General features: G+C 57.0%; 25 protein-coding genes and 1 pseudogene. 10 read left to right on the top strand and 16 right to left on the bottom strand.

The window, feature by feature from the left end:
• Positions 1-14: 14 nt before the first annotated feature.
• The gene (locus tag AAAB35_RS25385) at positions 15-473 is read right to left on the bottom strand and encodes a carboxymuconolactone decarboxylase family protein (protein WP_340671102.1); all 459 of its coding nucleotides are present in this window, start codon (positions 471-473) and stop codon (positions 15-17) included.
• A gap of 151 nt (positions 474-624) precedes the next feature.
• On the opposite strand from AAAB35_RS25385, the gene AAAB35_RS25380 reads away from it, so the two are divergent.
• Complete coding sequence (locus AAAB35_RS25380) at positions 625-1,494, top strand: sigma-70 family RNA polymerase sigma factor (protein WP_340671101.1); 870 nt, start codon at positions 625-627, stop codon at positions 1,492-1,494.
• 14 nt (positions 1,495-1,508) lie between these two features.
• On the opposite strand, the gene AAAB35_RS25375 is transcribed toward AAAB35_RS25380, so the two are convergent.
• The 5 genes from AAAB35_RS25375 to AAAB35_RS25355 form a co-directional block, all read right to left on the bottom strand.
• The gene (locus AAAB35_RS25375) at positions 1,509-2,495 is read right to left on the bottom strand and encodes a sensor histidine kinase (protein ID WP_340671099.1); all 987 of its coding nucleotides are present in this window, start codon (positions 2,493-2,495) and stop codon (positions 1,509-1,511) included.
• Between the two features lie 235 nt (positions 2,496-2,730).
• Complete coding sequence (locus AAAB35_RS25370; RefSeq protein ID WP_340671098.1) at positions 2,731-3,297, bottom strand: hypothetical protein; 567 nt, start codon at positions 3,295-3,297, stop codon at positions 2,731-2,733.
• Positions 3,284-3,994 (bottom strand): FkbM family methyltransferase, encoded by a 711-nt coding sequence (locus tag AAAB35_RS25365; RefSeq protein ID WP_340671096.1) that lies wholly within the window; start codon positions 3,992-3,994, stop codon positions 3,284-3,286. The genes AAAB35_RS25370 and AAAB35_RS25365 overlap by 14 nt, the downstream gene beginning before the upstream one ends.
• A gap of 916 nt (positions 3,995-4,910) precedes the next feature.
• The gene (locus tag AAAB35_RS25360; protein WP_340671095.1) at positions 4,911-5,276 is read right to left on the bottom strand and encodes a VOC family protein; all 366 of its coding nucleotides are present in this window, start codon (positions 5,274-5,276) and stop codon (positions 4,911-4,913) included.
• A 73-nt stretch (positions 5,277-5,349) separates the two neighbouring features.
• The gene (locus AAAB35_RS25355; protein WP_340671093.1) at positions 5,350-6,039 is read right to left on the bottom strand and encodes a YafY family protein; all 690 of its coding nucleotides are present in this window, start codon (positions 6,037-6,039) and stop codon (positions 5,350-5,352) included.
• 1,245 nt (positions 6,040-7,284) lie between these two features.
• Here AAAB35_RS25355 and AAAB35_RS25350 point away from each other — a divergent pair.
• Positions 7,285-7,737, top strand: coding sequence for a cytochrome c (locus tag AAAB35_RS25350; RefSeq protein WP_340671091.1), 453 nt, complete (start codon positions 7,285-7,287; stop codon positions 7,735-7,737).
• A 10-nt stretch (positions 7,738-7,747) separates the two neighbouring features.
• Positions 7,748-8,677 carry a cytochrome c gene (locus AAAB35_RS25345; RefSeq protein ID WP_340671089.1) on the top strand — a complete coding sequence of 310 codons (930 nt, stop codon included), beginning with the start codon at positions 7,748-7,750 and terminating at the stop codon, positions 8,675-8,677.
• Positions 8,678-8,687: 10 nt separating this feature from the next.
• Here the strand turns inward: AAAB35_RS25345 and AAAB35_RS25340 are convergent, their stop codons facing one another.
• The 3 genes from AAAB35_RS25340 to msrB all read right to left on the bottom strand — a co-directional run bounded on the left by AAAB35_RS25340 (position 8,688) and on the right by msrB (position 11,728).
• Positions 8,688-9,023, bottom strand: coding sequence for a metallophosphoesterase (locus AAAB35_RS25340; protein ID WP_340671087.1), 336 nt, complete (start codon positions 9,021-9,023; stop codon positions 8,688-8,690).
• A gap of 112 nt (positions 9,024-9,135) precedes the next feature.
• On the bottom strand, positions 9,136-11,241 hold the full coding sequence (locus AAAB35_RS25335; protein ID WP_340671085.1) for a S9 family peptidase: 2,106 nt from the start codon (positions 11,239-11,241) through the stop codon (positions 9,136-9,138).
• Between the two features lie 82 nt (positions 11,242-11,323).
• Positions 11,324-11,728: a peptide-methionine (R)-S-oxide reductase MsrB gene (gene msrB, locus AAAB35_RS25330; protein WP_340671084.1), complete on the bottom strand. Its 405-nt coding sequence runs from the start codon at positions 11,726-11,728 to the stop codon at positions 11,324-11,326.
• Positions 11,729-12,126: 398 nt separating this feature from the next.
• Between msrB and AAAB35_RS25325 the strand changes: the two genes are divergently transcribed.
• On the top strand, positions 12,127-12,564 hold the full coding sequence (locus AAAB35_RS25325) for a MucR family transcriptional regulator (RefSeq protein ID WP_340671081.1): 438 nt from the start codon (positions 12,127-12,129) through the stop codon (positions 12,562-12,564).
• A gap of 114 nt (positions 12,565-12,678) precedes the next feature.
• Here the strand turns inward: AAAB35_RS25325 and AAAB35_RS25320 are convergent.
• Positions 12,679-12,945 (bottom strand): annotated as a pseudogene (locus tag AAAB35_RS25320) (cytoplasmic protein); the annotation flags it as partial.
• Positions 12,946-13,141: 196 nt separating this feature from the next.
• Here AAAB35_RS25320 and AAAB35_RS25315 point away from each other — a divergent pair.
• Together AAAB35_RS25315 and AAAB35_RS25310 are read left to right on the top strand one after the other, a co-directional pair.
• On the top strand, positions 13,142-13,597 hold the full coding sequence (locus AAAB35_RS25315; RefSeq protein ID WP_340671078.1) for a helix-turn-helix domain-containing protein: 456 nt from the start codon (positions 13,142-13,144) through the stop codon (positions 13,595-13,597).
• Between the two features lie 92 nt (positions 13,598-13,689).
• Entirely contained in the window at positions 13,690-14,385 is a 696-nt protein-coding gene (locus AAAB35_RS25310; protein WP_340671075.1) for a DUF6456 domain-containing protein, read from the top strand.
• Positions 14,386-14,405: 20 nt separating this feature from the next.
• Here the strand turns inward: AAAB35_RS25310 and AAAB35_RS25305 are convergent, their stop codons facing one another.
• Positions 14,406-14,831: a SufE family protein gene (locus AAAB35_RS25305; protein WP_340671074.1), complete on the bottom strand. Its 426-nt coding sequence runs from the start codon at positions 14,829-14,831 to the stop codon at positions 14,406-14,408.
• A 70-nt stretch (positions 14,832-14,901) separates the two neighbouring features.
• Positions 14,902-15,372, bottom strand: a complete 471-nt coding sequence (locus tag AAAB35_RS25300) for a DUF5330 domain-containing protein (RefSeq protein ID WP_340671071.1) — start codon at positions 15,370-15,372, stop codon at positions 14,902-14,904.
• Positions 15,373-15,750: 378 nt separating this feature from the next.
• Here AAAB35_RS25300 and AAAB35_RS25295 point away from each other — a divergent pair, with 378 nt between their 5' ends.
• From AAAB35_RS25295 to AAAB35_RS25285, 3 genes are read left to right on the top strand one after another with little or no spacing between them, the layout of a single operon-like run.
• Positions 15,751-17,562, top strand: coding sequence for an ATP-binding protein (locus AAAB35_RS25295; protein WP_340671069.1), 1,812 nt, complete (start codon positions 15,751-15,753; stop codon positions 17,560-17,562).
• Entirely contained in the window at positions 17,537-18,412 is an 876-nt protein-coding gene (locus AAAB35_RS25290) for a peptidoglycan-binding domain-containing protein (RefSeq protein ID WP_340671067.1), read from the top strand. The genes AAAB35_RS25295 and AAAB35_RS25290 overlap by 26 nt, the downstream gene beginning before the upstream one ends.
• 13 nt (positions 18,413-18,425) lie before the next feature.
• Positions 18,426-18,773, top strand: a complete 348-nt coding sequence (locus AAAB35_RS25285) for a DUF1491 family protein (RefSeq protein ID WP_340671065.1) — start codon at positions 18,426-18,428, stop codon at positions 18,771-18,773.
• Positions 18,774-18,782: 9 nt separating this feature from the next.
• Here the strand turns inward: AAAB35_RS25285 and AAAB35_RS25280 are convergent, their stop codons facing one another.
• Positions 18,783-19,736, bottom strand: a complete 954-nt coding sequence (locus AAAB35_RS25280; RefSeq protein WP_340671063.1) for a DUF2336 domain-containing protein — start codon at positions 19,734-19,736, stop codon at positions 18,783-18,785.
• Between the two features lie 476 nt (positions 19,737-20,212).
• On the opposite strand from AAAB35_RS25280, the gene AAAB35_RS25275 reads away from it, so the two are divergent.
• Positions 20,213-20,500, top strand: coding sequence for a YciI family protein (locus AAAB35_RS25275; protein ID WP_340671061.1), 288 nt, complete (start codon positions 20,213-20,215; stop codon positions 20,498-20,500).
• A 3-nt stretch (positions 20,501-20,503) separates the two neighbouring features.
• Here AAAB35_RS25275 and AAAB35_RS25270 read toward each other — a convergent pair whose 3' ends face one another.
• The 3 genes from AAAB35_RS25270 to AAAB35_RS25260 all read right to left on the bottom strand — a co-directional run.
• On the bottom strand, positions 20,504-21,049 hold the full coding sequence (locus tag AAAB35_RS25270; protein ID WP_340671059.1) for a DUF1254 domain-containing protein: 546 nt from the start codon (positions 21,047-21,049) through the stop codon (positions 20,504-20,506).
• A complete protein-coding gene (locus tag AAAB35_RS25265) occupies positions 21,042-21,626 on the bottom strand; it encodes a DUF1214 domain-containing protein (RefSeq protein WP_340671058.1) in 585 nt (194 codons plus the stop codon). Before AAAB35_RS25265 ends, AAAB35_RS25270 begins: the two co-directional genes overlap by 8 nt.
• 37 nt (positions 21,627-21,663) lie before the next feature.
• A partial coding sequence (locus AAAB35_RS25260; RefSeq protein WP_340671057.1) for a PBP1A family penicillin-binding protein occupies positions 21,664-23,394 on the bottom strand: 1,731 nt, incomplete at its 5' end.

Here is a 23,394-nt window from a genome sequence, read left to right as displayed (position 1 = left end):
GTTTTATTTTGTGGTCAGCTCCAGGCAGCGCCGGCCACCATCTTGACGCTGACGTTGAGCCGGTTCCAGACATTGATCAGGGCAATCGACAGGATGAGGGCAGCCAAGGCTTTCTCATCATAATATTTTGTGGCTTCTTCCCACACATCGTCCGGCACCGGATCGGCGCGGTCACTGAGGCGCGTAACCGATTCAGTGAGCGCAAGCGCTGCGCGCTCAGCATCGCTGAAGAATGGCGCATCGCGCCAAGCGCCCACAGCAAAGAGCCGCTGGTCGGTTTCGCCGTGCTGCCTCGCAAGGCGGGGATGCATGTCGACGCAAACGCTACAGCCGTTGATCTGGCTGGCGCGCAGATGACAGAGTTCTCGCGTGCGGGCGGGTACTCCCTCCAACTCGGTCGCGACCCCCAACGCATGCAGCGCTTTCATTGCCTCGGGAAGAACGAGGGCCGGGTTGTTCATACGTGCCTGCATTTTTACGCTCCTTAAAGCTGTTCAGGTGTTTGGTGACCGGTATGCCTTGCATCCGGAGAGACGCCGGGGCCGCCCGCGTGATACTGCCTGTCACATCGGTTGGCTCTCGTTCGTCATAGGTGTGACGTAGCGAGACGAGGAAATGTGACCGATGGACGAGCAAAAATTTCTGGCCAATAGATTCGAAGCAAACCGCGGTCGACTGCGGTCCGTTGCCTACCGCTTGCTCGGCTCACGCAGCGAGGCGGAAGACGCTGTCCAGGAGGCTTGGATTCGCCTCAGCCGGTCCGACACGAGTGGCGTGGACAATTTTGGCGGGTGGCTGACGACGGTCGTCTCACGCATTTGCCTCGATATGCTGCGTGCGCGAGGGTCGCGGCGTGAGGATCCGCTGGAAATCGGAGACGGGAAGCCCGCAGCGGACAATAGTGAGAGCCCCGAGCAGGAGGCGCTGTTCGCCGATCAGGTTGGCGCGGCGCTCCTTGTGGTTCTCGAAAAGCTCACTCCCGCCGAACGCATTGCATTTGTACTACACGACATGTTTGACCTGCCGTTCGACGAGATAGCTTCCATTGTTGGCCGATCGCCGGAGGCGACGCGTCAGCTTGCAAGCCGGGCGCGACGGAGGGTACATGCAGCGGATACCGCTCACGACCACGACCGAAAGCGACGGCGGGAGGTGGTCGATGCCTTTCTCGCCGCCTCGCGGGGTGGCAACTTCGATGCATTGCTTGCAATTCTTGATCCCGACGTCGTGTTCCGCGCCGACCAAACGGCGGTCGCACTGGGCGGGGCGGCGGAAATTCGCGGTGCGGCGGGTGTCGCGAGCACCTTCGTTGGCCGGGCGCAGGCCGCGCAACCGGCGAGGATTGATGGCGGCATGGGCCTTGCAGTGGTTATTGACGGCGAACTGCGGATAGTCCTCGCCCTGACGATCGTAGACGGAGGGATCACTGGCATCGAGGCGATTGCAGACCGCGAACGGCTAAGCCGTCTCGAACTCGAAATACTGGCGAATTAGGCAGTGAGGTTGCCTCAAATTGGGTAGGTTATACGGACTTCTGTCCCAACGGATGGAGTCGACAGGATTTTGAGCCTTCCTCCCATGGATTTGATCAATTCAACGGAATTGGTGAGACCTAGCCCAACATGGGCTCCCGCTTTAGTCGAGAAAAAGGGCTCGCGTGCCTTGGCAAGAAGGTCGGGGCTCATGCCGGCTCCGTTGTCACCAACGGTCAAGATCAGTTGCGTCGCACCCATGAAATGACGCTTAATGCTTGCTGTGATCGTAATCTGTGGTTGCCTGTCGCATGGGACTGCACTGATCCCATTGCGAACAAGTTCGTCGATAAGCAGGTGGAATTGCGCTGCCGGAACCCTGATGGCAAAGGCGTCATCACTAGCTTGGACATTCAAACAATGCTTCGAGGTTCGAACGATCTCGTCGACAACCTCGCCAAGACGTGTCGACCGGGCGTCGGATCGCCTATGGCCAATCTGCATCAAGCCTTCATTGATCGAGTCGAGTTCAAGAATCGTGGTACGAGCTGCCTCGGTCATCTCCGGTGATGGTCGCATGGTTCCGTCGATATACGAGAGAAATAGCCGCAACGCGGCAACACGCGTGCGCGTCATATGGGCAAACAGCAGCGAAAAAGACCGGATATGTTGGTCTTCCCGGCTCTTATTGCGAGCATGCTGATAAATCGCAATTGCGCTAGAGATGAGTACGGAAAGTGCTGCAAAAAGCACCAAACGGTTCCCGGCTGCCTCCGTCTCGATATGTGTTGTGGCGGTTATAGTCTGGTTGTGGTCCAGAGTTGCACCCAACAGTCCCCCAAGGTAGAGGTCAATGAGAGTCATTGGCCGCATCAAGTCGTTGAAATTTTTGGACAAGATTTGCGGTAACACGGACGTATCCAGCAACCTTATAGATCGCTCGAGGCCATTTGGATCCTGCGGAGGCATAAAAGCGCGCGCATAGTCGAGAGCAGCTAGCGACTTCAGATTGAAGCGCAGCATGCGAGTATCCTCAAGCAGTCGCGGATCCCGCTCGCCTGTTCTCAAAGCAAGATTCAGATAGCCGATAATCCGCGCAACCTTGTCCCGTGATTGGGACGCACGCCACTGTATCTCGGAGCTTTGGCTGAAAATGATCTCAGTTTGCTGCCTGTAAATATCTGTCCGCAGCAGAGTCCAAACGCTAAGACAAACCGAAGCCAAGAGTCCGGTGTAAAGGGTGAAAACGAAGTAGCGTCTAACCAGTCTCATCATTGCTCGGCACGGAGAGACGTGACGAACCATACCCAGATGGCATTGCGGCAGGTACGTAGGTAGCGGGTAAATTGTGGAGCGGCCAGACCAGGTAGAGGGGCCTGCCATCTTCCATCGACAAGGGGCGATAAAACTGGCCGGGATTGCAAATACCACTCAGTTGATCTTCGGCTGTGCATTGCTGGTCCATGGCAAGAATTGGTAAAAATCGTCCGATCTCCTCCGCGCGGACCTTTGCAACGAATTCATTAGAAGCAGCGACTTCTATTTCAGCGCCGGCTATTCCGTTCTTCGTCAATATGTCTCCTAGAAGTGGACCACGAAACGTTAGGCGTTCGCCGCTGCTCCACGGTGTAGCGGTCGTTAACTCGTGCATCGGAAACTCCGCTCGCAGACGGTCGCGCGAATATGTCTCTACTAAACCACCGTCGGCGTTTCTAACGACGAGCCTGCCCTCGTTGGGCGATTGGCTGCTGGAAGGGGCGGTAAACAAAAGAAGAATGATCGGAAAGAAGAATGCGGTTACCCAGATAGGCTTAAAGGACAGCAAAGCCAGCCTCCTCAGCGTATTCGCGCAAGGCGAGGTTGCGGGTGAAAAGCACGCACGCACCGCACGAGCCTCTTGGATCATATGCAAATCCCTTGGCTGTCATTGCCGCCATGATCTGCATGACACCATCGAGGCCATAGAGATGATCGTGCAATTCCAGGAAAACGCGTTCGACGCCCGGGAATTCGGCGCCTCGGATAAGTTCGTACTCCCCGCCCTCGATATCCATGACAAGAAATGTGATCCCGGCAGTAGCGATGACCTCGTCAATATCAACCGACCTGATATTGATGACGCGCTCGTACGGCCCTTGATTCTCGAATGTCGACGACATCCAGAAATCCTTGCGTATATAGAATTTGGCCTCGCGCGGCGCGCCGGCCATCAGCAGGCCATGGCTGATCGTGACGTTGCCACGGCCATTCGCGCTGACGACGTTTCGCGCAAGGTCGATGACCGTGGGATTGGCGTCAAAAGCCAGAACGCGAACGTCATCGGTCGCAGCAAGCACCGAAGCGATGATGCCGAGACCAGTACCAAGTTCCAAAATCCGATCACCCGGGCGGACGGCACGATTTACCCAAAAAGCTTCCTTCGCCTCGTAGGTACCGTTTTGGAGTGCAGACCAGATTTTCTCGGAAACATCGCTCGAAAGTATTGGGACAATTATTTCATGCGTATCAAAAGCAATTTTCATTATATCCATTCAACGAAACTGTCCGCACAGTTGGCTGTGTTCAATTGGACGTCGGCCAAGCCCTACCAAAACGTCACAACCGCTTGGAACCGATCACCCCCGGTGCATCAAATGCTGGTCCTCAACGACCAGAAGTTCGGCCCCGGAATTGGATGGTGTCATTAGAAATGCTTTCAAAATTGTTCAATTCTACCAATGGGATAAATCTAGGCGATCTCGCCACGCGCAAATAGGGACAACGCTGTCACTTTTTGCGATTTTCGATTTCAGCTAAATCCAGTTCATTACTTGCGTGCTGATTCTTTTATTAACAAACGAACTTTTTGACACATTCATTATGATTTGACACCGACTTGGCAGATGTCTTCCCCCTTGATCACGTGAAGTTTTGCGGCTCTTCCAGCGGACGAGTTCGCATGGAACCTTGTCTGATCGAAGGACTGCGCGCCCAAGTGACTGTCACCCCTATCTTGGAGAACTTTTTCGGCGTTTGAACTACCTAATAATTTGCTGCCAAGGCTGTGCATTTCCACCGCGCCTTATGAGTCCCCACTGACTAGCGAAGCGAGTGAGCGCTTTTTCAGTCGTAATCATCCGAACTTATTGATGGCCACGACGATTTCTCACGACTATCCAGGCAGCATGATCGCTAGTCACACAGACGGCCCCGTCATTACGGGGCCGTCTTGTTTTTCATTGCCGTTTCGATCAAGTCGGAATTCGGGCGCAGGCTTGGAGTTGCTTGCTGGTCGTGAACGAAACTTGTCGAGCGGGGGCCGGAGGGTGTGTGCGTGTCGCGCCCCATTCGACATCTCGTCCGTATGGGACGAAGCCGTGCCCACGGCCGAGCACAATGAAGCCACCCTCACAGCCCGATCGGACATGATCGCCGAGGAAACAGCAATCTGGTGCTGTGTCATTCTGGCGCAATGACGAGCAAACGGTGGCCGTCTGGGTCGAGCGCCACGAATGTGTGGCCGAAATCCATCCGCTTCGGTTGTTGTGCAATGACGAGACCGCGACGGCTCCACTCGTGATGCGTGGACTCTAGCGTTTCGACATTGTCAACACTGAAGAGCAACTCGCTTGCCCCAGGTACAGTTGTAGGTGCCGGCTCGACTTCCTCACGCGACCACATTCCAAACTTCAGGCCTGAATCAAGGGCGAACATAGCGAAGTTGGGCGACTCTTCGACAGGGTCCCGTTCGAACAGTTCGGCATAAAAACGGCGACTGCGCGATGGGTCCGCGACGTAGATCAGCATGAAATCGGGATTGTGCATCTTAACCTCCTGTTGGTGACGGGAGCAAAGTAGCATCGGCCACTGTCAATTTCTGGCAGTAGCTTCGCACGGGTTAATCCAAGGATTTGATGCCCTCGGCCTCACGCCATTGTTTCAGGAGGGTGTGACGTCGGCGCGGATAGCGCGTGTCGGTCGTTTCAAGCGCCGAGATGCGGTCGGCGCGGAAGTGGCGATTGTCCTGACGTAGCTCGCACCAGGCAACAATTACCCGAACGCGATCGAAAAAACCGAGGGCAAATGGCCAAATCAGACGGCGCGACTGGGTTCCGTTGCCGTCGCGGTATGTGATGTTGAGTTTGCGTTCCGAACGGATGGCTTTCCTGACTGCAGCAAGGTCGATCGTATCTGGCGCGGGGCTATGCGGCCCGACCAGCAGAGCCGAGGTATCGACATCATTGCGCAAGTCATCGGGGAGAACGGCGACGATCTTCCCGAGGGCGTCACGCGCGGCAACGGCGAGTCGGATATCGGGCTGTTTCGTGACCCAGCGGGAACCCAGCACGAGCGCTTCCAATTCGTCTTCCGAGAACATTAGAGGAGGCAACATGAAGCCGGGACGTAACATATATCCGATACCTGGCTCACCTTCGATATGCGCACCCTGCGCCTGAAGGCTGGCGATATCGCGATAGAGCGTGCGAATGCTGATGCCGGTTTCGTCGGCGAGGACCTTTCCGCTTACCGGGCGACGGTGCCGGCGCATAATCTGAATAAGGTGCAACAGCGGTTCCGAGCGGGACATCGGTTCGCCCTCCAACGCGGTAGATAATGCCATATTTTGTCAGGAGCTGCAGCCAGGTCACGGATCAAATTTGTTCGACACACCGCGCAGCATAATTAACCTTAACGCCCGCACACCTCTCCGGTGGCCGGTATATCGTCTTGAAAACATTAGGTAAACTCGCGAAGGCGCGTTTGCCTGCGACGGTTATAAGACAACGGCTAGCAATTAGTTGGGAACGCGAAGTCTAGAATAAACTGATCCAGTAAAACGCACCGAGAATGCAAGCGCATTGAGGGGGTGTTATGAGAAAGTACGCGTATACTGTATTGGGTGCTTTAATATATTCTGTAGCATTTTGTTCAAATTCTAATGCCAGTACTGCTATATTGCCTGTTTCACTGGAAATCTTGCCGGCAGGTAAAATTGCCAAGGGGATGGGGCGGGTTGCACTACGGAACCGGCAGCAGATCGTCGAATACCACTCACCGAATTGGAAGCACGTGCGCGCGAGCAAGGCAAACCGAGCAGCCAACCCGGCGGCTTCACAAATCTGGCCAAATTGACTCGATAAGAGATCGCACCAGGGATGATCCTTACTCTGCCACATTCGTTATTCATCCAGCGTTCAGGAGCTTCGCCTAAAGTCTTAGGCTCCAGTATTTGAACACGTTGAAAGCCCATCCGAAGCGAGCTTTCATTGGAGGAATGATGCGAAAGTTGATAGCAGCCATATGCGCCACCCTGATGTCGTTCGGAACTATAGGATCGATTGGAGTTGCTGAGGCCGCTCCAATCGCCGTTGAAAGGCCGATCGAGGCTGCGCGCGCCGGCACGCCAAACTCAAATGTCCAGACCGTTCACGATCGTTGGGATCGGAGGCACTATGGCTGGGAACGACGTCATCATCGCTGGGATCGTCGCTGGGACCGCCGTTGGGACCGTAGATGGGACCGTCGAGACCATCGACGTTGGGATCGCCGATCCTATCGCCGGTGGGACCGCCCGTACTATCGCCGCTGGGATGACAGGCCCTACTACCGTCGGCATTACTATCGAACAGGCATCTATTTCAACCTGTGATTTCTCGATGCGAAACGATGTTGAACCCCGGCTGAAGAGGCCGGGGTTTTTGATTCGTGCGTGCTTTCCACAAACGAAAATGTGATCAACCGCGACAAGTCTTTTGACGGCCCTTGAATTAGGGTGGTCGAAAGACCCCTTGAAGCCACACTAAGTTTAGCCACAAGAGTCGGGAGACACTCCATGAAAGAACTGGTTGGTTTGGCTGCGGCGCCGATACTCGCGATCGCAGTCTTTTGCACATCGGCTGTCGCTGATCCAATCAAGGATCGGCAGGCACTGATGAAGGATCAAGGGAAGACGGTGGGCAGCATCACCCCCATCATCAAGGGTGAAAAGCCATTTGATGCCGCATTGGTCATCTCTGCTTTAAAACACCTCAACGAAGATGCACAGAAGATCGACCTGGTTACCCTGTTTCCAGCAGGTACCGATCAGGGAGGTGAGACGACGGCCTCTCCCAAGATCTGGGAAGACAGTGCGGGCTTCGAGGCCGCGTTGACGAAATACAAGGCCGACGCCGCCAAGGCCGCTGCAGCCGAGCCCAAAGACATCGAGAGTTTCAAAGTTGTCTTCAATCAGGTGACGGAGAATTGCGGCGCCTGCCACAAGGCCTTCCGCATCAAGAAAGACTGAGCGCGTAACGATGATTCGCAGGGCCGTGCTGCTTATCGTCCTGCTGGCGGCCATTGCCGGAACAGGCTTCTGGTTCGCAACGGCCCCAGTTCGCATTGATCCAGCGCTGCTCGCGGCGGTAGTTCCAGGAGATGTTCAACGGGGAATGAAGGTATTCTGGCAGGGCGGTTGTGCCTCCTGCCACGCGGCACCCGGTTCAAAGGGCGATGCGCGGCTCGTGCTGGCCGGCGGTGTCAACCTCGCAACGCCGTTCGGCACATTTGTGACGCCGAATATCTCCCCCTCCAAACAGGGCATCGGCGACTGGTCGTTAGAGGATCTCGCCAACGCCATGATGGCCGGCGTTGCACCCGATGGCCGGCACTTTTACCCAGCTTTTCCCTATACATCCTATGCCCGCATGCAGACGCAGGACATCGCGGATCTCTATGCGTACCTGAAGACGTTGCCGCCCACCGATAATGTTGCCGGGCCGCACAAACTCGGTTTCCCGTTCAATATCCGTCGCGGTCTCGGGCTTTGGAAGCGGCTCTACCTTTCGCCGGGACCTGTTCTTGCCATTGCGGATGCGACCGACGCCGTCAAGCGGGGCCAATATCTCGTTGAGGGCCCCGGACATTGCGGCGAATGTCACACCCCACGAAATGCCATAGGCGGTCTCGACAAGGGCATGTGGCTTGCTGGCGCCAAGGCGGCCGAGGGCAAGGGTGTCGTTCCCAATATTACAGACGGCGAGGGCGGGATCGGTGATTGGTCCGAGAAGGACCTTGCCTACGCACTCGAGAGTGGGTTTACGCCGGACTTCGATTCCCTTGGCGGTTCCATGACCGACGTGGTGCAGAACATGGCGCACATTGAGGCGTCCGATCGCGAGGCGATCGCCGCCTATCTGAAGGCGGTGCCTCCCCACCCGAACGGCTATCCGACCACGCCGAAATGACCACCGCCCTTTAGCGGCGTTCGCAGCGGATCAATACCGAAGGTCCGTCGTTGTATTTGCTTCGCATCGTATAGAGCCAGCCCTGACATTCCTGCATCGAGGTGAAGCACCGTACGGCAGTGACGGGAGCCTCATCACCGCCGAAGGATATAATCGGATTGTCGGTCGTTCCGGAATAATAGCCGATAATGATGCCGGATCCGCGCGGCGGGGTATTGCACCGCCGTCCGGCATATTCGCTGACATTCTTGAGCACAGCCGCCGCACTATCAACCTGGGTGATGGCGAGGAAAGGTTGGGCTGCGAGGCCGATCGCTGCCAATAGAATGAATCTGCTATGCGTCATTGCAAGAAACCTCCGTAGCCCGATGTCGTAACTATACTAAATCCGCTGCATGATTGCGCGGCTGTTTCAGCAAGGAACGGGGTTGGGCCACGTCAAGTTTCTGCGATGGCCATCACATTTGCGTTTTTCCGGCCAGCTTCAACGCATAGGCATAGACGTAGGCCACCTCTTCAAGACGGGAGAAACGGCCTGATGCCCCCGCATGTCCGGCTTCCATATTGATGCGGAAAAGCACCGGGTTGTCGTCCGTCTTGACCTCGCGCAGTTTCGCTACCCACTTTGCCGGTTCCCAATAGGTTACCCTGGGATCGGTCAGTCCCGCCACCGCAAGGATCGGCGGATAGTGCTTTGCTTCCACATTGTCATAGGGCGAATAGGAGGCCATATACGCGTAGTCCGTGGCCGAGGTAATGGGGTTGCCCCATTCGGTCCATTCGGGCGGCGTCAACGGCAGCGTATCGTCCAGCATCGTGTTGATCACATCGACAAACGGCACCTCGGCAATAATGCCTCCGAACGCTTCCGGAGCGATGTTTGCTATGGCCCCCATCAGCATGCCCCCGGCTGAACCGCCCTGAGCTATGATGCGGTCGTGGCTGGTGAATCCTTCCGCAACCAGATGATGCGCGGCGGCGATGAAATCAGAGAACGTGTTTTTCTTGTTCAACCGCTTGCCGTTCTCGTACCAGTCGTAACCCTTGTCCTTGCCGCCGCGTATGTGGGCGATGGCATAGACGAAGCCGCGATCGGCAAGCGACAGGCAATTCGTATTGAAGCTCGCGGGGATCGTAATCCCGTATGATCCATAGCCATAAAGCAGGCAGGGCGCCGTGCCGTCGATCTTCGTATTCCGATGATAGACGATCGAGATAGGCACAATCTCGCCGTCCGGTGCAGGCGCCAGCAAACGGCGTGTCACATAATCATCGGGATTGTGTCCGGATGGGACTTCCTGGGTCTTCAGCAATATGCGCTCGCGGGTGCGCATATTGTAGTCGTAGACCTGTGTTGGTGTCGTCATCGACGAATAGGAAAAGCGAATGATTTCCGTGTCGTACTCCGCGCTGCCCTGCAGCCCCAGTGCATAGGCTTCCTCGTCAAAGGCAATGGAGTGCTCTTCGCCCGTTTGACGGCCGCGAATGAGGATACGTGGTAGCCCGTTTTCGCGTTCAAGCCAGACGAGGTGATTGACGTAGGAAGAGTGGCCAAGGAGAAGTCGCCCAGGCTTGTGGGCAACGACTTCGGTCCAGTTGGCCTTTTCCGGTGCGTTGACGGGCGCGCTCATGATTTTGAAGTCCTTGGCGCTGTCGTCATTGGTCAGAATGTAGAAGACGTCACCGCCCTCGGTCAGGCTGTACTCGACACCAGGCTGGCGCGCGGCAACCAGCTTCGGCTCCGCCGCCGCGTCATTGGCAGGGATAAGCCAGACTTCCGACGTCTGATGATCGTGAATGTCGACGAAGATGAAGTCGTTCAGCGAACTGCCACCGACACCGAGGAAGAAACCGGGATCTTTTTCTTCGTAGTTCAGCCGGTCCTCGCTCTCCGGTCGCCCAAGCTCGTGATAGAAGAGGCGCGAAGGGCGGTGGTTGGCATCGACACGCGTATAATAGAAGCCGTTCGACTGCGCATTCCAAACGCCGCCGCCCGTGGTGTCGCTGACGAGGTCCGGCTGGTCCTGTAGATTGGTCAGCTCACGAACCTTGAGGGTAAAAAACTCCGAGCCTTTATCATCGAATCCCCAGATCATCTTATTGTGATCGGGAGAGTGATCGGCCGAAGCCAGGCGAAAATAGGCTTTGCCTTCGCCTTCGAGATCGCCGTCCAGCAGCATCGTCTGTTCACCACCGTCACGTGGCGTGCGGAAAAACCGGGGCTGCTGGCCGCCGATCTTGTAGGAAGTGCCATAGGCGTAGGGCCCATCCTTGGAAGGGACCGAGGAATCGTCCTCCTTTATGCGTCCCTTCATCTCGTCGAACAGGGTCTTCTGAAGCGGTTTCGTATCCTCCATCAGCGATGTCTGATAGGCGTTCTCAGCTTCGAGATGCCGGCGAATCGCCGGATCCAGCGTCGCCGGATCACGGAAAACGTCCTGCCAGTTCTCGGCGCGCATCCAGGCGTAGTTGTCGATTCTCGTTAAGCCGTGGCGCGTATCCGATACCGGCCTTTTTTCGGATTGCGGAGCAGGGAGATCTGGAAAGCGCGAAGTAAAGGTCATCTAAAAACTTTCATGGCTACCGGCGGGAGACCCCGGGGCGAAACGATTTCGAAACGTATGTGTAGGCGACGCTGACTTCGCGTCAATCCTGATCGAACACGAGCGCATTGCCGTTCATGCAATAGCGCAGGCCTGTCGGAGGTGGTCCATCGGGAAATACATGGCCAAGATGCGCGTCGCAGTCCGAGCACTTTATCTCGGTGCGCCGCATGCCGTAGGAATGGTCCTCGACCGCAAAAACCGCTTCGGGTTCTATCGGTGCGTAGAAGCTCGGCCAACCCGTGCCGGATTCATACTTTGCCTCGGAACGATAGAGCGGTCTATCGCAACAGACGCACTTGTAGAGCCCCTTTAACTTGCTATCGAAGTTCGGGCTGGAAAAAGCACGTTCGGTCCCGTGATGTCGGGTGATCTGATATTGTTCGGGGGTCAACTGTTCCCGCCATTGCGCATCGGACTTGACGACCTTGAATGTTCTTGTGGTCATAGGGGGTTCCTTTTTACGCCAGATGTAGGCATCAACACTAGAATCGGCAATATCTGTTATTATAGAATGCTTGGGGCCCACGCGATTGTTCCTCATTTTTGCCATTTTTTGTCTTAGTGGTATGCCGCAAATCGCTGTCAGCATTCCCAAAGTGTTGTCGCACCTAGAGTCAGGTTCTGGCTTTCTTGCGTCCTTCTTCGTTTGCCTGCTTTTAATCTCTATTCACGGGATTATTTGAAATATTTCTTTTTGGAACGAAGTATTGATTTGACAAATAAAATCCGTTCCGCAATAGAGTGTTATCAAAGGCGTTGGAGACCCTGCGTGTTCTCGACTTTATATTGGTGATTTTAATCTACCTAACGAGATAAAAAAATAGACGAAGGAATTGGACTTAGATGACCACGTTCGACAATTCAAACACAACTGCCGGCGATGTCCTGCTTGAACTCACTGCCGAACTGGTTGCTGCCTATGTCAGCAACAATTCGGTACCTTCCGGCGACTTGCCCGGTCTGATTGCCGACGTTCATGCTGCGCTCGGCAGGGTTGGCGGTAGCGTTGAAGCTGTCGTTGCTGTCCAGGAGAAGCCGAAGCCGGCAATCAATCCTAAGAAATCTGTCGCGGACGACTACATCGTCTGCCTTGAGGATGGCAAGAAGTTCAAATCATTGAAGCGTCATCTCATGACCCACTACAGCCTTACCCCGGAACAGTATCGCGAAAAGTGGGATCTCGATCCGTCCTATCCGATGGTTGCTCCAAACTATGCCGCAGCGCGTTCGCGCTTGGCGAAGAACATGGGTCTTGGCCGCAAGCGCAAGAAGGCCGCCTGATCGACGCCCCTCATACAATCTCCATAACGACCAAACGGCGCCTCGGGGCGCCGTTTTCCTTTCAGGCAGTGCGAGGGCGTCAGGGCCGCGCGCCGCCATCTGAAACCGACGCCTTAGTGTTTCCAGAGCTTGCTTCAGCCCTATGTGCCGGTTGAGATCATAGCTCCAGTGGCCTTTGGCTCCCTTGAGGAGCTCGCGCTCGATCAGTCGCTTGAGCCGCTTGCACATACGCTCCTTCTTCGCGTTGTCGAGCATGAGTACCGCCCCAAGATCCTCGCCGCACAGGATCTGAAGCGCAAGCCTTTGGCGCGCTCCGCTTATTTCGCCCTCCCTGGCCGCGAGAAACGCGCTTCTCTCTCTTTTCCATCCTGCCGCTGACATGTTCGATCCCCGTGTTGTGGATGGAACGAGTATGTGCCTCGGCGGTCCGTAGTAGGATTTATATCCCCTACATTTTTGATTAAGCGCAAAAATATGACGGATATACAAGGTATTATCGCATATACATCGAAAAACTTATCCACACACTTGATGGGCGAAATATAAGAAGATATTCCTATTAGAAAGTGGAGTCAGGATGTCTTCGAGCTTTCCCAATCTGATCCGTTCGGCTCCCGAGGCGAGGGCGTTGATTCAATCGATCCGGCCAAGGCGCGGTAAATCGAAGACGCCGGAACTCGTTCTGATCGACGGGGAGGCGCCACTCGATGAGCGGCTGCTTCAAGTGTGCGACGGCCTTATCGACATTCTTTCGACTTTCTTCAATGTCAGCGGCCGCGAGCTGCGCTCGCATTCGCGCTGCGAGCGTCCGGTGGCGCGGGTCCGACAAATCGGCATGTATGTCGCGCACGTGACGCTGGCCCTGACCATGAGCGAGGTGGGGCTCGCCTTTGGCCGCGACCGGAGTACCGTCAATAACGCATGCCATCTCATCGAGGACATGCGCGAGGAATTGGAATTTGACCGGATTGTGCAGACGATCGAGAATGTCGTGAAGGTCGCATTCATGCGCGACGGGACGGTGCGCCGATGACCACGCGATACCAGAAAAATGGCGAGCTACGGCTGTTGCGGTTTCTGACAAAAGGCCCGGCCGAACTTGTTGAACACGCCGGGAGTGAAAGAATGACGCTCGAAAGCCGGCACCATGGCGCCATTTCCATTGAATGCCTCACAATGCAATCCGCGCTAAGCAATGGTATCGCTACATTGCGCGAGCGGCAGCTATCGCTGAGCCAAGCCGGCAGGGCCCGTCTGCGCCGTCTCGGCTCAGCCAACGATCCCTTTACAGGGCAGCATCGCGAAGAGACTACCGTTCTCATTGCCGACCGGCAGGGAGCGATGCAGGTATTAAGCAATCAAGGCGAGTCGCCGCTTGCCATGCTACGCAAGCGCCGGAACGCCAACGGGGTGCCGTTCATCGACGACCAGGTATTCAGGGCAGGCGAGCGGCTGCGAGCCGACTATACGATTGGCAACCTGATGCCCTCGATCGGCGTCAACTGGGACGTAACGGGTACCGGCTCGCGCTCCAACGGCGTGTTGGAAATCACCGATGCCGCGCTTGCCGCCCGTCAACGCGTTGAGCAGGCATTGGAGGCTGTGGGACCGGAGCTTTCCGGCGTACTTGTCGATGTATGTTGCTTCCTTAAAGGGCTCGAGACGATCGAACGCGAACGCCAGTGGCCAGTCCGCTGGGCGAAGCTGATCCTGAAGACCGCCCTGGCCACGCTTGACCGACACTATCATCCGCCAGCGCCGTCACGGCGAAGTCAGCGCATTATTCACTGGGGAGCGGAAGACTACCGGCCCGTACTTTGATCGAGCCTATGCAAGCAAGGTCACGCCATAGCGAGCGCCGACAGAGCCTCGCTTCGAATACGGCCAATCATGGCACGCAAGCCGTTTGACCGCTGCGGTGTCAGATGCTCGTCGAGGCCCAGCTTTTTCAGGATCGCTTCGGGATCCACCGCCAGAATCTCCGACGCACGCTTGCCGGAGTAAAGCACCATCATGATGGCGACGAGGCCACGCACAATATGCGCGTCGGAATCGCCAAGAAAATCAATGACGGGATCCGTATCTTCAGCAAGTGAGCTTTTCAACCAAACCTGACTGACGCAGCCCCTGACCTTGTGGGCGGCATCGCGCGCGGATTCCGGGTATGGCTTGAGGTCGCGTCCGAGATCGATGACATAGCGGTACCGGTCTTCCCAATCATCGAGAAAATCGAAATCAGCAATAATGTCGTCAATCGTCTGTGCCATGACTAAATCCCTTTAGAGCACATATAAGGATATTGGCGGCAAACGTCACCGTGTAATACGCAAAAACCGGCTAGTTTCGCGTGACTGTCCCTGTTTGGGTCGTTTTATCGACGCTTGCGGCTTCACCTTGCCGATCCACGGCTTCCAGCACTTCGCGCAATGCCAATTCGCGCAGCTTCGCCTTTATCGCGTCCGCTCCGGGTGCGGTGGTGTTCGTGTCCCCATGCGCTGTCGCAACGGCTGCGTCGGGCCTTGGGTTGTCCTTGCCAAGCTGCGTGCCGAGATATTCGTAACCCGCCTTGGCGACCTCTCCGGCGCGCTCGCCCGCATTGGCGAATGCAGCTTTTCCGGTTTCGCAAGCTTGCGGCTTGCGGCTGCAGAAATCGCCCAGATCAATAAGGGTCTCTCGCGCCGCCACGAATGCTTCAAGCGGGCCGGGCTGAGTTCCGCCGCGCTCGTCCTTCGATCCCGCCGGAATGAACAGCGAAACCAGCATCATCCAGAAGCAGAACTTGATCGCAAATCTGATCAGGAAACCCATGACCTATTTCCTCTGCCCAATCTTCGTAACGGCATTCCTCGGGACAAGCTTGACATAGAACCGGCAAGAACTCGTTGCGGCAAAGTTCCGAATTTAATCGATCTTAGAAACGAAGGATTAAGAATCTCTCGAACGGGAGGAGGCGGTTCTCTCGATTCGAAAGGCGCGCGGCCATCGAGGGGCAACCCTTCATTTACCATGCCTTTCACAATCGCTGGAAACGGATCGCAAGCAGCCGACGGAGGCCCGGTTTTATCCTTTCCTTAAAGCCTCGTCTGCAAAAGTTAACGCCGACAAGAATGTTGCAAGCGACATTCGGGATAATGACCACATGCCATTCGGCGCAGGCCGGAACATGTGGAAAGCAGGAAAAAGCTGGTGCCGATTCATTCCGTCATTCGATCCAGGATTGTCGAGACCTTTGATCGTCTCTGCAAGCGCTGGGTAAGTGGCTCCGTCGTGGATACGGCAGAGCGAGCGCGAGACGCACGCATGGCTGGCAGCCTTTTTGCAATGCCATTGCTGCTGGTTAGCTCCCTGCTGACAAGTCACTCATTGACGAATGAAGTTGCGGGCATCGTAAGCCTCGTCGTCGGGGTCCTCGCCCTGCCGATGATCTTCTGCGGCGCGCTTTCGCTTTCGCGCAAAAGCTCCACAGTCGGCACGGCGGCGCTCATTGCCTACGGTGCCTCGATTGCTGCAATCAGCATTGGTGCGTCATCAGCAAATCTCCTCTTGTGGCTGATGGCGGCTGCGATCCCGCTGGAGACATGGTTCGTCCAGAGATCGAGGGCCGCACTGGGGATTTCGGGCGTTGTTGCCGCCTCGGTCCTCGCGGTACTTTTTGCCGTGGCGTTCGAGATCGGCGGGGCAGTAGCTCTTACTCCTTTCGTGGTCCTGGCTTCGCTTTGCTACGTGGCGATCTTGATTGTTCGAACCGCGAGCGCTCTTTTCGGCCAAGTCCGGTCAGCACGCCGTGACGATCGTGTGGCCGATCTGGAAAACGCCATTGAAGGCGTCGTGATACGACTCGCAACTGACGGGACAATCGAGTCCTTGTCGTTGCGGGCGCAGGAACAATTCGGCATTGCTCGCAACCTGCTGATAGGCACACCCTTGATGGAGAGGGTGCACGTCTCGGATCGTGTCCAGTACGCAAATTTCCTCGCCGATCTGAAGGCTGGCGCGGCATGCGTGGCAGCCGACGTGAAGCTGCGCAGTGTTGCCCCTGGCGAGACATCGAAACATGCGCACAGCGTCCGGTTCGCAACCCATCGGTTGCGCGCTGTACCGCACAGCGAAGGTGCGGGCTTTCTTGTCGTCGCCACTGATATTGCACAGGCCGTTGCGGACAGGAATGCACTCGCCCATGCGCGCCGCGAAGTTGAAACCGCCGAAATCGCCAAAAGCCGCTTTCTTGCGTCGGTCAGCCACGAACTGCGCACACCGCTCAATTCGATCATCGGTTTCTCCGATCTTCTTCTGCAGGAGATATGCGGCAAGTTGCCCGACTCGCGCCAGCGCGAATATGTCGAACTGGTTCATCGTTCGGGCACGCACCTTCTGTCGGTGGTCAATGCCATCCTTGACGTGTCGAAGATCGAGGCCGGCACCTATCCGATCGTCACTGAAACCTTCGCGTTTAAGGAAGCCGTCACCATGGTGCACGACATGATGGCGCACCAGGCATCGCAGAAAGGCGTGACGCTGTGTGACCGCGTCAGCCCCCGGATCGGCAATGTGGTTGCGGACCGGCGGGCGATCAATCAGGTGCTGATCAATCTCGTGTCGAACGCGGTCAAGTTCACCGAGAGTGGCGGCGTTGTTACGATCGACGCACTGATTGAAGATGACATGCTCGCCTTTTCTGTCAGCGACACAGGCATCGGCATCATGGAAGCCGACTTGAAGACCCTCGGGCAGCCGTTCCGCCAGGTGCAAAATGACTATACACGCAAACACGAGGGGACGGGGCTGGGCCTTGCGACCGTCAAGGGCCTCATCGGTCTTCACGGCGGTGCCCTCAACATCAGAAGTACGCCAGGCGAGGGCACAGTGGTCGACGTTCGCATTCCGCTCGATGGGCCGCAGGTTGATGACCAAAAGGAAGAGGCGGCAAACGTGGTCGAATTCAGGATAGAGAGCGATATGAGGGGAGGTTCCCATGCCGAAACCCGTAAATCGGCCTAGCAAGCGCCGCGCCCGGAAGCGGGGGCGGGTCACCGTCGTCCTGTTGGCTGCCGGCGGACTTGTGGCCAGCAATCCGGCGATCGCCGGCGGTACGACGGCCTTTCTGGTGACGCTCGGCTTCATCTCCGCAAATGCGCTCTGGTATCAGCCACATGTGCATGATGGCGTGTTCTTCCGCACAAGGCCGGAACTCGTGTTCAAGCCGATCAAGCAGCAGGCAAGCCCACTCGGCAAGGCTTCCGATAATTCGGACAATCAACCAGTAGATGCTCCCATCCGCAAGGTGACTTCGGTTCCGGTTCCGCAAAGCCAGGATCCGATTGCCGCCGCTATCAACGGCGACCCGGTTCTGGCGCCGGGCGGTGATCCGGAGGTCGCGAAGCTGCAGCAGAAGCTGCTGGCGCTCGGGCTCTATACGGGCACTGTTGACGGCATTTCCGGCAAGGGCACGCGCGCGGCCATAGAAGCCTATCGCAAGGCGGCAGCCGAGATCGGCATCGACGCTGAGCCCGCTGTCGACAAGCCAAGCGAGACGACGGCCAGCATCGCAGTTCCGGCGAAGAAGCCAACGCAATCCGAGGAGTCTGCGATTGTCCAGAAGGTGTCGACCAGCCCCGCCCAGAATGTCGCCGCAAGTGGTGCCCCTGGGGGGCTTTCGCCTGCCGAGATCGTTCGGGTTCAGGCGGGCCTGCGCGCGTTTGGCAACGATATGGTCGAGATCGACGGTAAGGTCGGTGGGTCTACAAAGGCGGCGGTGAGTGAGTTCCAGAAGCTATTCCGCCTGCCGGTGACAGGGGAGCCGGATGCGAAACTCCTTGCCAAGATGCAGGAAATCGGCCTGATCAACTGATTGGAGCCTCAGAATGCGTCTCACCTCTGAATTCTGGGTTGCTGCACTGGTGCGCCGTGTCAACAGTAGCGGCGCTTTCGCCGCACTTTCCAAGAAAGGGGCGGCCGAGGCTGGGGCGATCTTCATCAAATTTCGCAATGCGGACGGGACTTATGATCTCTTCGGTCCCGCCCCGCAAATGGCCTATGACGAATCGAAGCCGCAGGAACGGCAGTTCACCTTGCTCAAGCGCCGTGTTGAAGAGGCTGACGCCGACGCCGATCTTGAAAAGCAGAAGCGTTGGGATCGTGACCTCTGGATTGTTGAAATCGAGGACTATCGCGACGATCGTGGCGAACTCTTCCCGGTCGCCCCCGAATAGCGAGCAGCTCTAGGAAACGCGCCGCCTGCCATCTTCAAAGTCTTGCGCCATTTCGCGCAGTTTCTGCCGCAGCTTCTGGGGGTTCTCAGCAGTTTTCCATCGGTCGACCGTCGCTTGTGCCTTCTCCCGGTCGATCTGGCGGTAAGACTGGATGAACAGGCGCAAGGACCGCAGGTCCTTGTGCACCAGCCCAAATAGGCCGGTAAGAATCAAATGGGCAGCCTCTGCCGACAGGCCGAGGGACGCAAGAGCGATCGTTAGTTCGGCATTGAAGCCATGGCCGATGACTTTTCTCGCCGTCTCGGGATCAAGATCGAGGGCGAGGGCCAACTCCTGTTCGAACGACAGCGTCTGATCCAGCAGCGCTGCGTCGACGAGATGGTTGGCGAGCGCACCTTCGTCCGACGGCGCTGCATCGCGCATCAGAGCTTTCAACGCTTCACGGGTTTCGCGCAGGCGCTGCGATTCTTGTGACGCTGACGGCTCGGGCACCTGGTGATCTTCCCCCAAACTGAAATGCGACTGAATCTCAAGCGCGTTGTCGATGGAGGTATCTTTGAAGCTTCGCAGGAGGCTCAAGAGTTCGGGATCATTGGATCGCCGGCGCGCGATGACCCGGGCATGCGCGAGACCTTTATGCGCTACGATGTCGCTGAGGTCCTTGGGCGTCAGCAGTGGCGAGCGCAGGAGCAACGATGCCGATATGTCGATATCGTCCTCGGCAAGTGCCAGGATCAGGCGTTTTGGCGCGTGCGGAAGTTCGGAAAGGGCGGCGGCAGCGTGGCGGCGGACCCTGGGCGAGGCGAGTGCCAGAAGCGGAACGGCGAGATCTTCAAGTTGTTGCGCGTCACTTCTTGCCGGTCTTGCGACGCAGCAGAAAGCGGTAATCGATGCGGTAAGGAGATCGTCAGCCTTGCTGCCGCCGTTGCGGTCTTCAAGTGCCCGAAACTCAGGATACTTCACGAATACACTCCACTCGAGGCACAACGCGGTTAAACAATGGCTAAAATTAGCCGCCAAGCGTTAGCAAGCCGTTAACCATCGGCATGTCTAATGAAATTATGGCGCAAATCATGCGCGCGTAGGCATCGGAGTATCCCAAGGAGAGCAACACAGACCGATACGGATGGATCATGGGGTTTGTCATCGCATTTCCAGGCAGCACCACCAAGCGCCGGCCCAGCGCCGACACAATTCGGCCCCGTCAAGCCGAGATCACGATATTTCCGGGTGTTCGTTACGAACGCTACCCGGCCGACCCGCCTAAGCGGCCTAAAACAAGATCGCACCGCAATTTCGTCGATCCGGTGACGCAGCCCGGGTAGTTCTTGGCGAGGCGCTGTTCTTCGCAACGATTGATGTGATCGCCGCACGGGGCCTTTACCGTCCGCCCCGGAATGACCATCTGACAGCAGGAATCATCATCAGGAGCAAAGCCGATGTTCATCGTTTCTTTGACCTATGTCGTTCCACTCGATGAGGTGGACGCAATGATCCCGGCGCACAATGCGTTCCTTGACAAGCAATATGCGGTGGGCACGTTTCTCGCATCGGGTGCGAAGGTACCGCGAACCGGCGGGATCATCCTTGCCAGGGCAGAGAGCGAGGCAGCATTGCGGGACATTCTTGCCGAAGACCCGTTCCATCAGACCAAGATGGCCTATTACGATATCCAGGAGTTCAATCCTTCGCGGACGGCGGCCGGAATGGAGTTGCTCAAGGTCTAAATATTAGAGTAGCGGTGTGCATTCGGCGCTGTTCAGGAAGGCATCGACTTGGCTTTTCCAGGAACCATCGGGCACAAAACTGCGCACGACCACGAATCCCTCATCCATGTCAGCTTCGATCATGACCGAGTTTTCAGCGGACTCAGGCTTGGTCTTGTTGAGTTCGATCATCTGCAGGGGTGTTGCCACGACAAGGTCGAGCTGATCGGCGATCGCTGTCCTGTCGTTGATCGAATAGATATTCTCGCCTTGGCGGTTGTAAACTGAAATCGACCAATAGGGCGTTGTTCCAACGCCCGTGATGTGCGCCGGCAAATCGGTGATGTCAAAGCGGCAGACCGTTGCTTGGAACAAAGGATCGAAGGCGAGGGGAACCATGCTCGGCGCGCCTTCACGAATGACCCGATGGAACTGCCAGTCGTCGCCATAAGCGGAGACACGCGACCAGCTGTTGCGGTTGGAATAGTAGGGCACCAGCAGCACGACGGCGAGGTGGACGAGACCGGCTCCAACAAGGCCAAAGAGGATGGCACGAAGAATTTTAGCCATCGCACGCAACCCTCGTAACAGTCGGGAACGCCATGTTGACCAAGCCGGAGTTGCTGGCGATCGGGGTATCATAGAGCGTCATGACAAGAACCATGCGCCCGTTCCCCGCCGTGGCCAGCCAGTTTCCAGGTTGCGCCCTCGGCGAAACGCTTACGCTGAACCCGCCATCATCGTTACGATATATCTGCCGCGAATGAAGGGCGGGGAGCTTGTCCTTGCCGGGATCGAGCGCCGTCAGCGCGCGGTCGGCTGCATAGAGCGTCCAAAAGCGGGCGTTCGGAGTATTTCCCTCGACCTTGTAGGTGCAGCGGCGGTCAAGCGTTTTACCCTGATTGTCATTGTAGGCGTAGAAGACGAGTCCCTCTGTACCGCCGAGCGGAAAGGCTCCCTCGCGCGCCGCCCGCGCCTTCGCGTAGGGATCGGAGAGGGGGGTGCCCGCGTCAGGATGAGCGGTCCATTGCCCAATGGCAAGTGCACCGAAGCCGTCGAAACGGTTTACCGCATACCACGCGCTCAGCGTTCCGCCGCCGACGGCAATCACTAGCGCAAGGAGGGCAAGGAAAACATTTCGAAGCATGAAGACGATGACTACACGGGAGCGTTCAGGCACGCAATCAAAGCGCAGAAACCTTTTCCGGGGGAACAGGCAGTTTCAACTGTGGCGCAGCTCTTAGTGCCTGACCGATCTCACGCACGGCCGTCGCGGTTGCGCCGGAAAGGACACGCGGCCGTTCGAGCGCGGTCAGGGCATCCGCCTCATCGTCAGCGGTCTTTTGTTTCGTCGCGGCAACCTTTTCCTGTTTTGGCATAGTCGGATCAATGCCGGGGATAGGCTTGAGGTCGATGTTCTGATGCGCGTAGTTCATGAAGCGCTGCCATGTCATTGCCGGAAGGATGCCTCCCGTAAGCTCCTTGGTCGGCGTGAAGTTGTCGTTCCCAAACCATACGGCAGCCGTGTAGTTGCCGGTGAAACCGACAAACCACGCGTCACGATAGCTCTGGGTCGTGCCGGTCTTGCCGGCAACGCGGGTCATGGGCAGGGCGGCGCGCCTGCCAGTTCCCCATTCCGGGACCTGTGACAGCATGATGTTCATGTTGTTGGCAGCAGTCTCCGACAGGACGCGGTGCGGCTTCGCGCCATCTTTTTTCCAATCCCAAAGCACCTCCCCGGTCTGGCTGAGGATCTGCGTGAAAGGGTGCCGCATGCCGGCAATGCCGCCGGTGGCGAAGACATTGTAGCCCGTTGCCTGATCAAGCACCGTCATGCCCGATGTGCCGAGCACCATGGTCTTGTGCGAGCTGATTGGCGATTCGACGCCCATTGCCTTGGCGAGAGCAACGATGGGAGCCGTTGTCAGGTAATCCTTGGCGAGACGAACCGGCACCGTATTGATGGATTTGACCAAGGCTGTTGTAAGATCGATCTTGCCGAGATATTGCCGCGAATAGTTCTGGGGCGACCAGTTGCCCCAAGAAATCGCGCCCCCGGAAATCAGGGTCTTCGGGGTCATTCCCTTTTCCATCGCCGCTGCGTAGACATAGGGCTTGAACGATGACCCTGCCTGACGCTGTGCCGCTGTAGCGCGGTTGAACTGGCTCTCGCCATAGTCGCGTCCGCCGACGATTGATCGTACTGCACCATTGTTTTCGAACACAACGATGGCGGCCTGCGTGACGTTGTACTCCTTGCCATACTGGCGCAGGTGATACTCCGCTGACTCTTCGGCAGCCTTTTGAATGCCCATATCAATGGTCGTGCGCACGACCAGTGTATGGGTCGGCAGCTTCTGAGCCACCTTACGTACTTCATCAAACGCCCAATCGAGGAAATAGTCCGGACTTTCCGACCTGCCGCGATCAACGACGGTTGCCGGATTGCGGCGGGCGCCGACCACTTGCCCTTCGGTCATCAGCCCGCCCTGCACAAGGTTCGTAAGCACCACATTGGCGCGGGCGCGGGCGGCGGGCAGGTTAACGTGCGGCGCATATTTGGCTGGCGCCTTGAACAGGCCTGCCAGCATTGCGGCTTCGGCGAGATTGACGTCCTTGATGCTCTTGCCGAAGTAGAATTGTGCGGCGGCGGCAATTCCGAATGTGCCCCCGCCCATGTAGGCGCGGTCGAGGTAAGTCTGGAGGATTTCCTTTTTTGTCAGGTTGGACTCCAGCCAGAGGGCAAGGAATGCTTCCTTGATCTTGCGGTCGATGCTGCGCTCGTTGGTAAGAAAAAGGTTCTTGGCGAGCTGCTGCGTAATCGTCGATCCGCCCTGCACTACGGAGTTCGCTCGCAGGTTTTCTGTCATGGCGCGCGAAAGACCGAGGAAATCAATGCCGAAATGATCGAAGAA

Source organism: Phyllobacterium sp., assembly GCF_037994425.1.
Lineage (GTDB): Bacteria > Pseudomonadota > Alphaproteobacteria > Rhizobiales > Rhizobiaceae > Phyllobacterium.
This window is presented reverse-complemented; position numbering and strand designations above follow the sequence as displayed.

What these genes read in the sequence shown, in the direction of transcription:
- AAAB35_RS25385 (WP_340671102.1), bottom strand. Translation starts at nt 473, where the DNA reads ATGCAGGCACGTATGAACAACCCGGCCCTCGTTCTTCCCGAGGCAATG.
- AAAB35_RS25380 (WP_340671101.1), top strand. Translation starts at nt 625, where the DNA reads ATGGACGAGCAAAAATTTCTGGCCAATAGATTCGAAGCAAACCGCGGT.
- AAAB35_RS25375 (WP_340671099.1), bottom strand. Translation starts at nt 2,495, where the DNA reads ATGCTGCGCTTCAATCTGAAGTCGCTAGCTGCTCTCGACTATGCGCGC.
- AAAB35_RS25365 (WP_340671096.1), bottom strand. Translation starts at nt 3,994, where the DNA reads ATGAAAATTGCTTTTGATACGCATGAAATAATTGTCCCAATACTTTCG.
- AAAB35_RS25360 (WP_340671095.1), bottom strand. Translation starts at nt 5,276, where the DNA reads ATGCACAATCCCGATTTCATGCTGATCTACGTCGCGGACCCATCGCGC.
- AAAB35_RS25355 (WP_340671093.1), bottom strand. Translation starts at nt 6,039, where the DNA reads ATGTCCCGCTCGGAACCGCTGTTGCACCTTATTCAGATTATGCGCCGG.
- AAAB35_RS25350 (WP_340671091.1), top strand. Translation starts at nt 7,285, where the DNA reads ATGAAAGAACTGGTTGGTTTGGCTGCGGCGCCGATACTCGCGATCGCA.
- AAAB35_RS25345 (WP_340671089.1), top strand. Translation starts at nt 7,748, where the DNA reads ATGATTCGCAGGGCCGTGCTGCTTATCGTCCTGCTGGCGGCCATTGCC.
- AAAB35_RS25340 (WP_340671087.1), bottom strand. Translation starts at nt 9,023, where the DNA reads ATGACGCATAGCAGATTCATTCTATTGGCAGCGATCGGCCTCGCAGCC.
- AAAB35_RS25335 (WP_340671085.1), bottom strand. Translation starts at nt 11,241, where the DNA reads ATGACCTTTACTTCGCGCTTTCCAGATCTCCCTGCTCCGCAATCCGAA.
- msrB (WP_340671084.1), bottom strand. Translation starts at nt 11,728, where the DNA reads ATGACCACAAGAACATTCAAGGTCGTCAAGTCCGATGCGCAATGGCGG.
- AAAB35_RS25325 (WP_340671081.1), top strand. Translation starts at nt 12,127, where the DNA reads ATGACCACGTTCGACAATTCAAACACAACTGCCGGCGATGTCCTGCTT.
- AAAB35_RS25315 (WP_340671078.1), top strand. Translation starts at nt 13,142, where the DNA reads ATGTCTTCGAGCTTTCCCAATCTGATCCGTTCGGCTCCCGAGGCGAGG.
- AAAB35_RS25310 (WP_340671075.1), top strand. Translation starts at nt 13,690, where the DNA reads ATGACGCTCGAAAGCCGGCACCATGGCGCCATTTCCATTGAATGCCTC.
- AAAB35_RS25305 (WP_340671074.1), bottom strand. Translation starts at nt 14,831, where the DNA reads ATGGCACAGACGATTGACGACATTATTGCTGATTTCGATTTTCTCGAT.
- AAAB35_RS25300 (WP_340671071.1), bottom strand. Translation starts at nt 15,372, where the DNA reads ATGGGTTTCCTGATCAGATTTGCGATCAAGTTCTGCTTCTGGATGATG.
- AAAB35_RS25290 (WP_340671067.1), top strand. Translation starts at nt 17,537, where the DNA reads ATGCCGAAACCCGTAAATCGGCCTAGCAAGCGCCGCGCCCGGAAGCGG.
- AAAB35_RS25285 (WP_340671065.1), top strand. Translation starts at nt 18,426, where the DNA reads ATGCGTCTCACCTCTGAATTCTGGGTTGCTGCACTGGTGCGCCGTGTC.
- AAAB35_RS25275 (WP_340671061.1), top strand. Translation starts at nt 20,213, where the DNA reads ATGTTCATCGTTTCTTTGACCTATGTCGTTCCACTCGATGAGGTGGAC.
- AAAB35_RS25270 (WP_340671059.1), bottom strand. Translation starts at nt 21,049, where the DNA reads ATGGCTAAAATTCTTCGTGCCATCCTCTTTGGCCTTGTTGGAGCCGGT.
- AAAB35_RS25265 (WP_340671058.1), bottom strand. Translation starts at nt 21,626, where the DNA reads ATGCTTCGAAATGTTTTCCTTGCCCTCCTTGCGCTAGTGATTGCCGTC.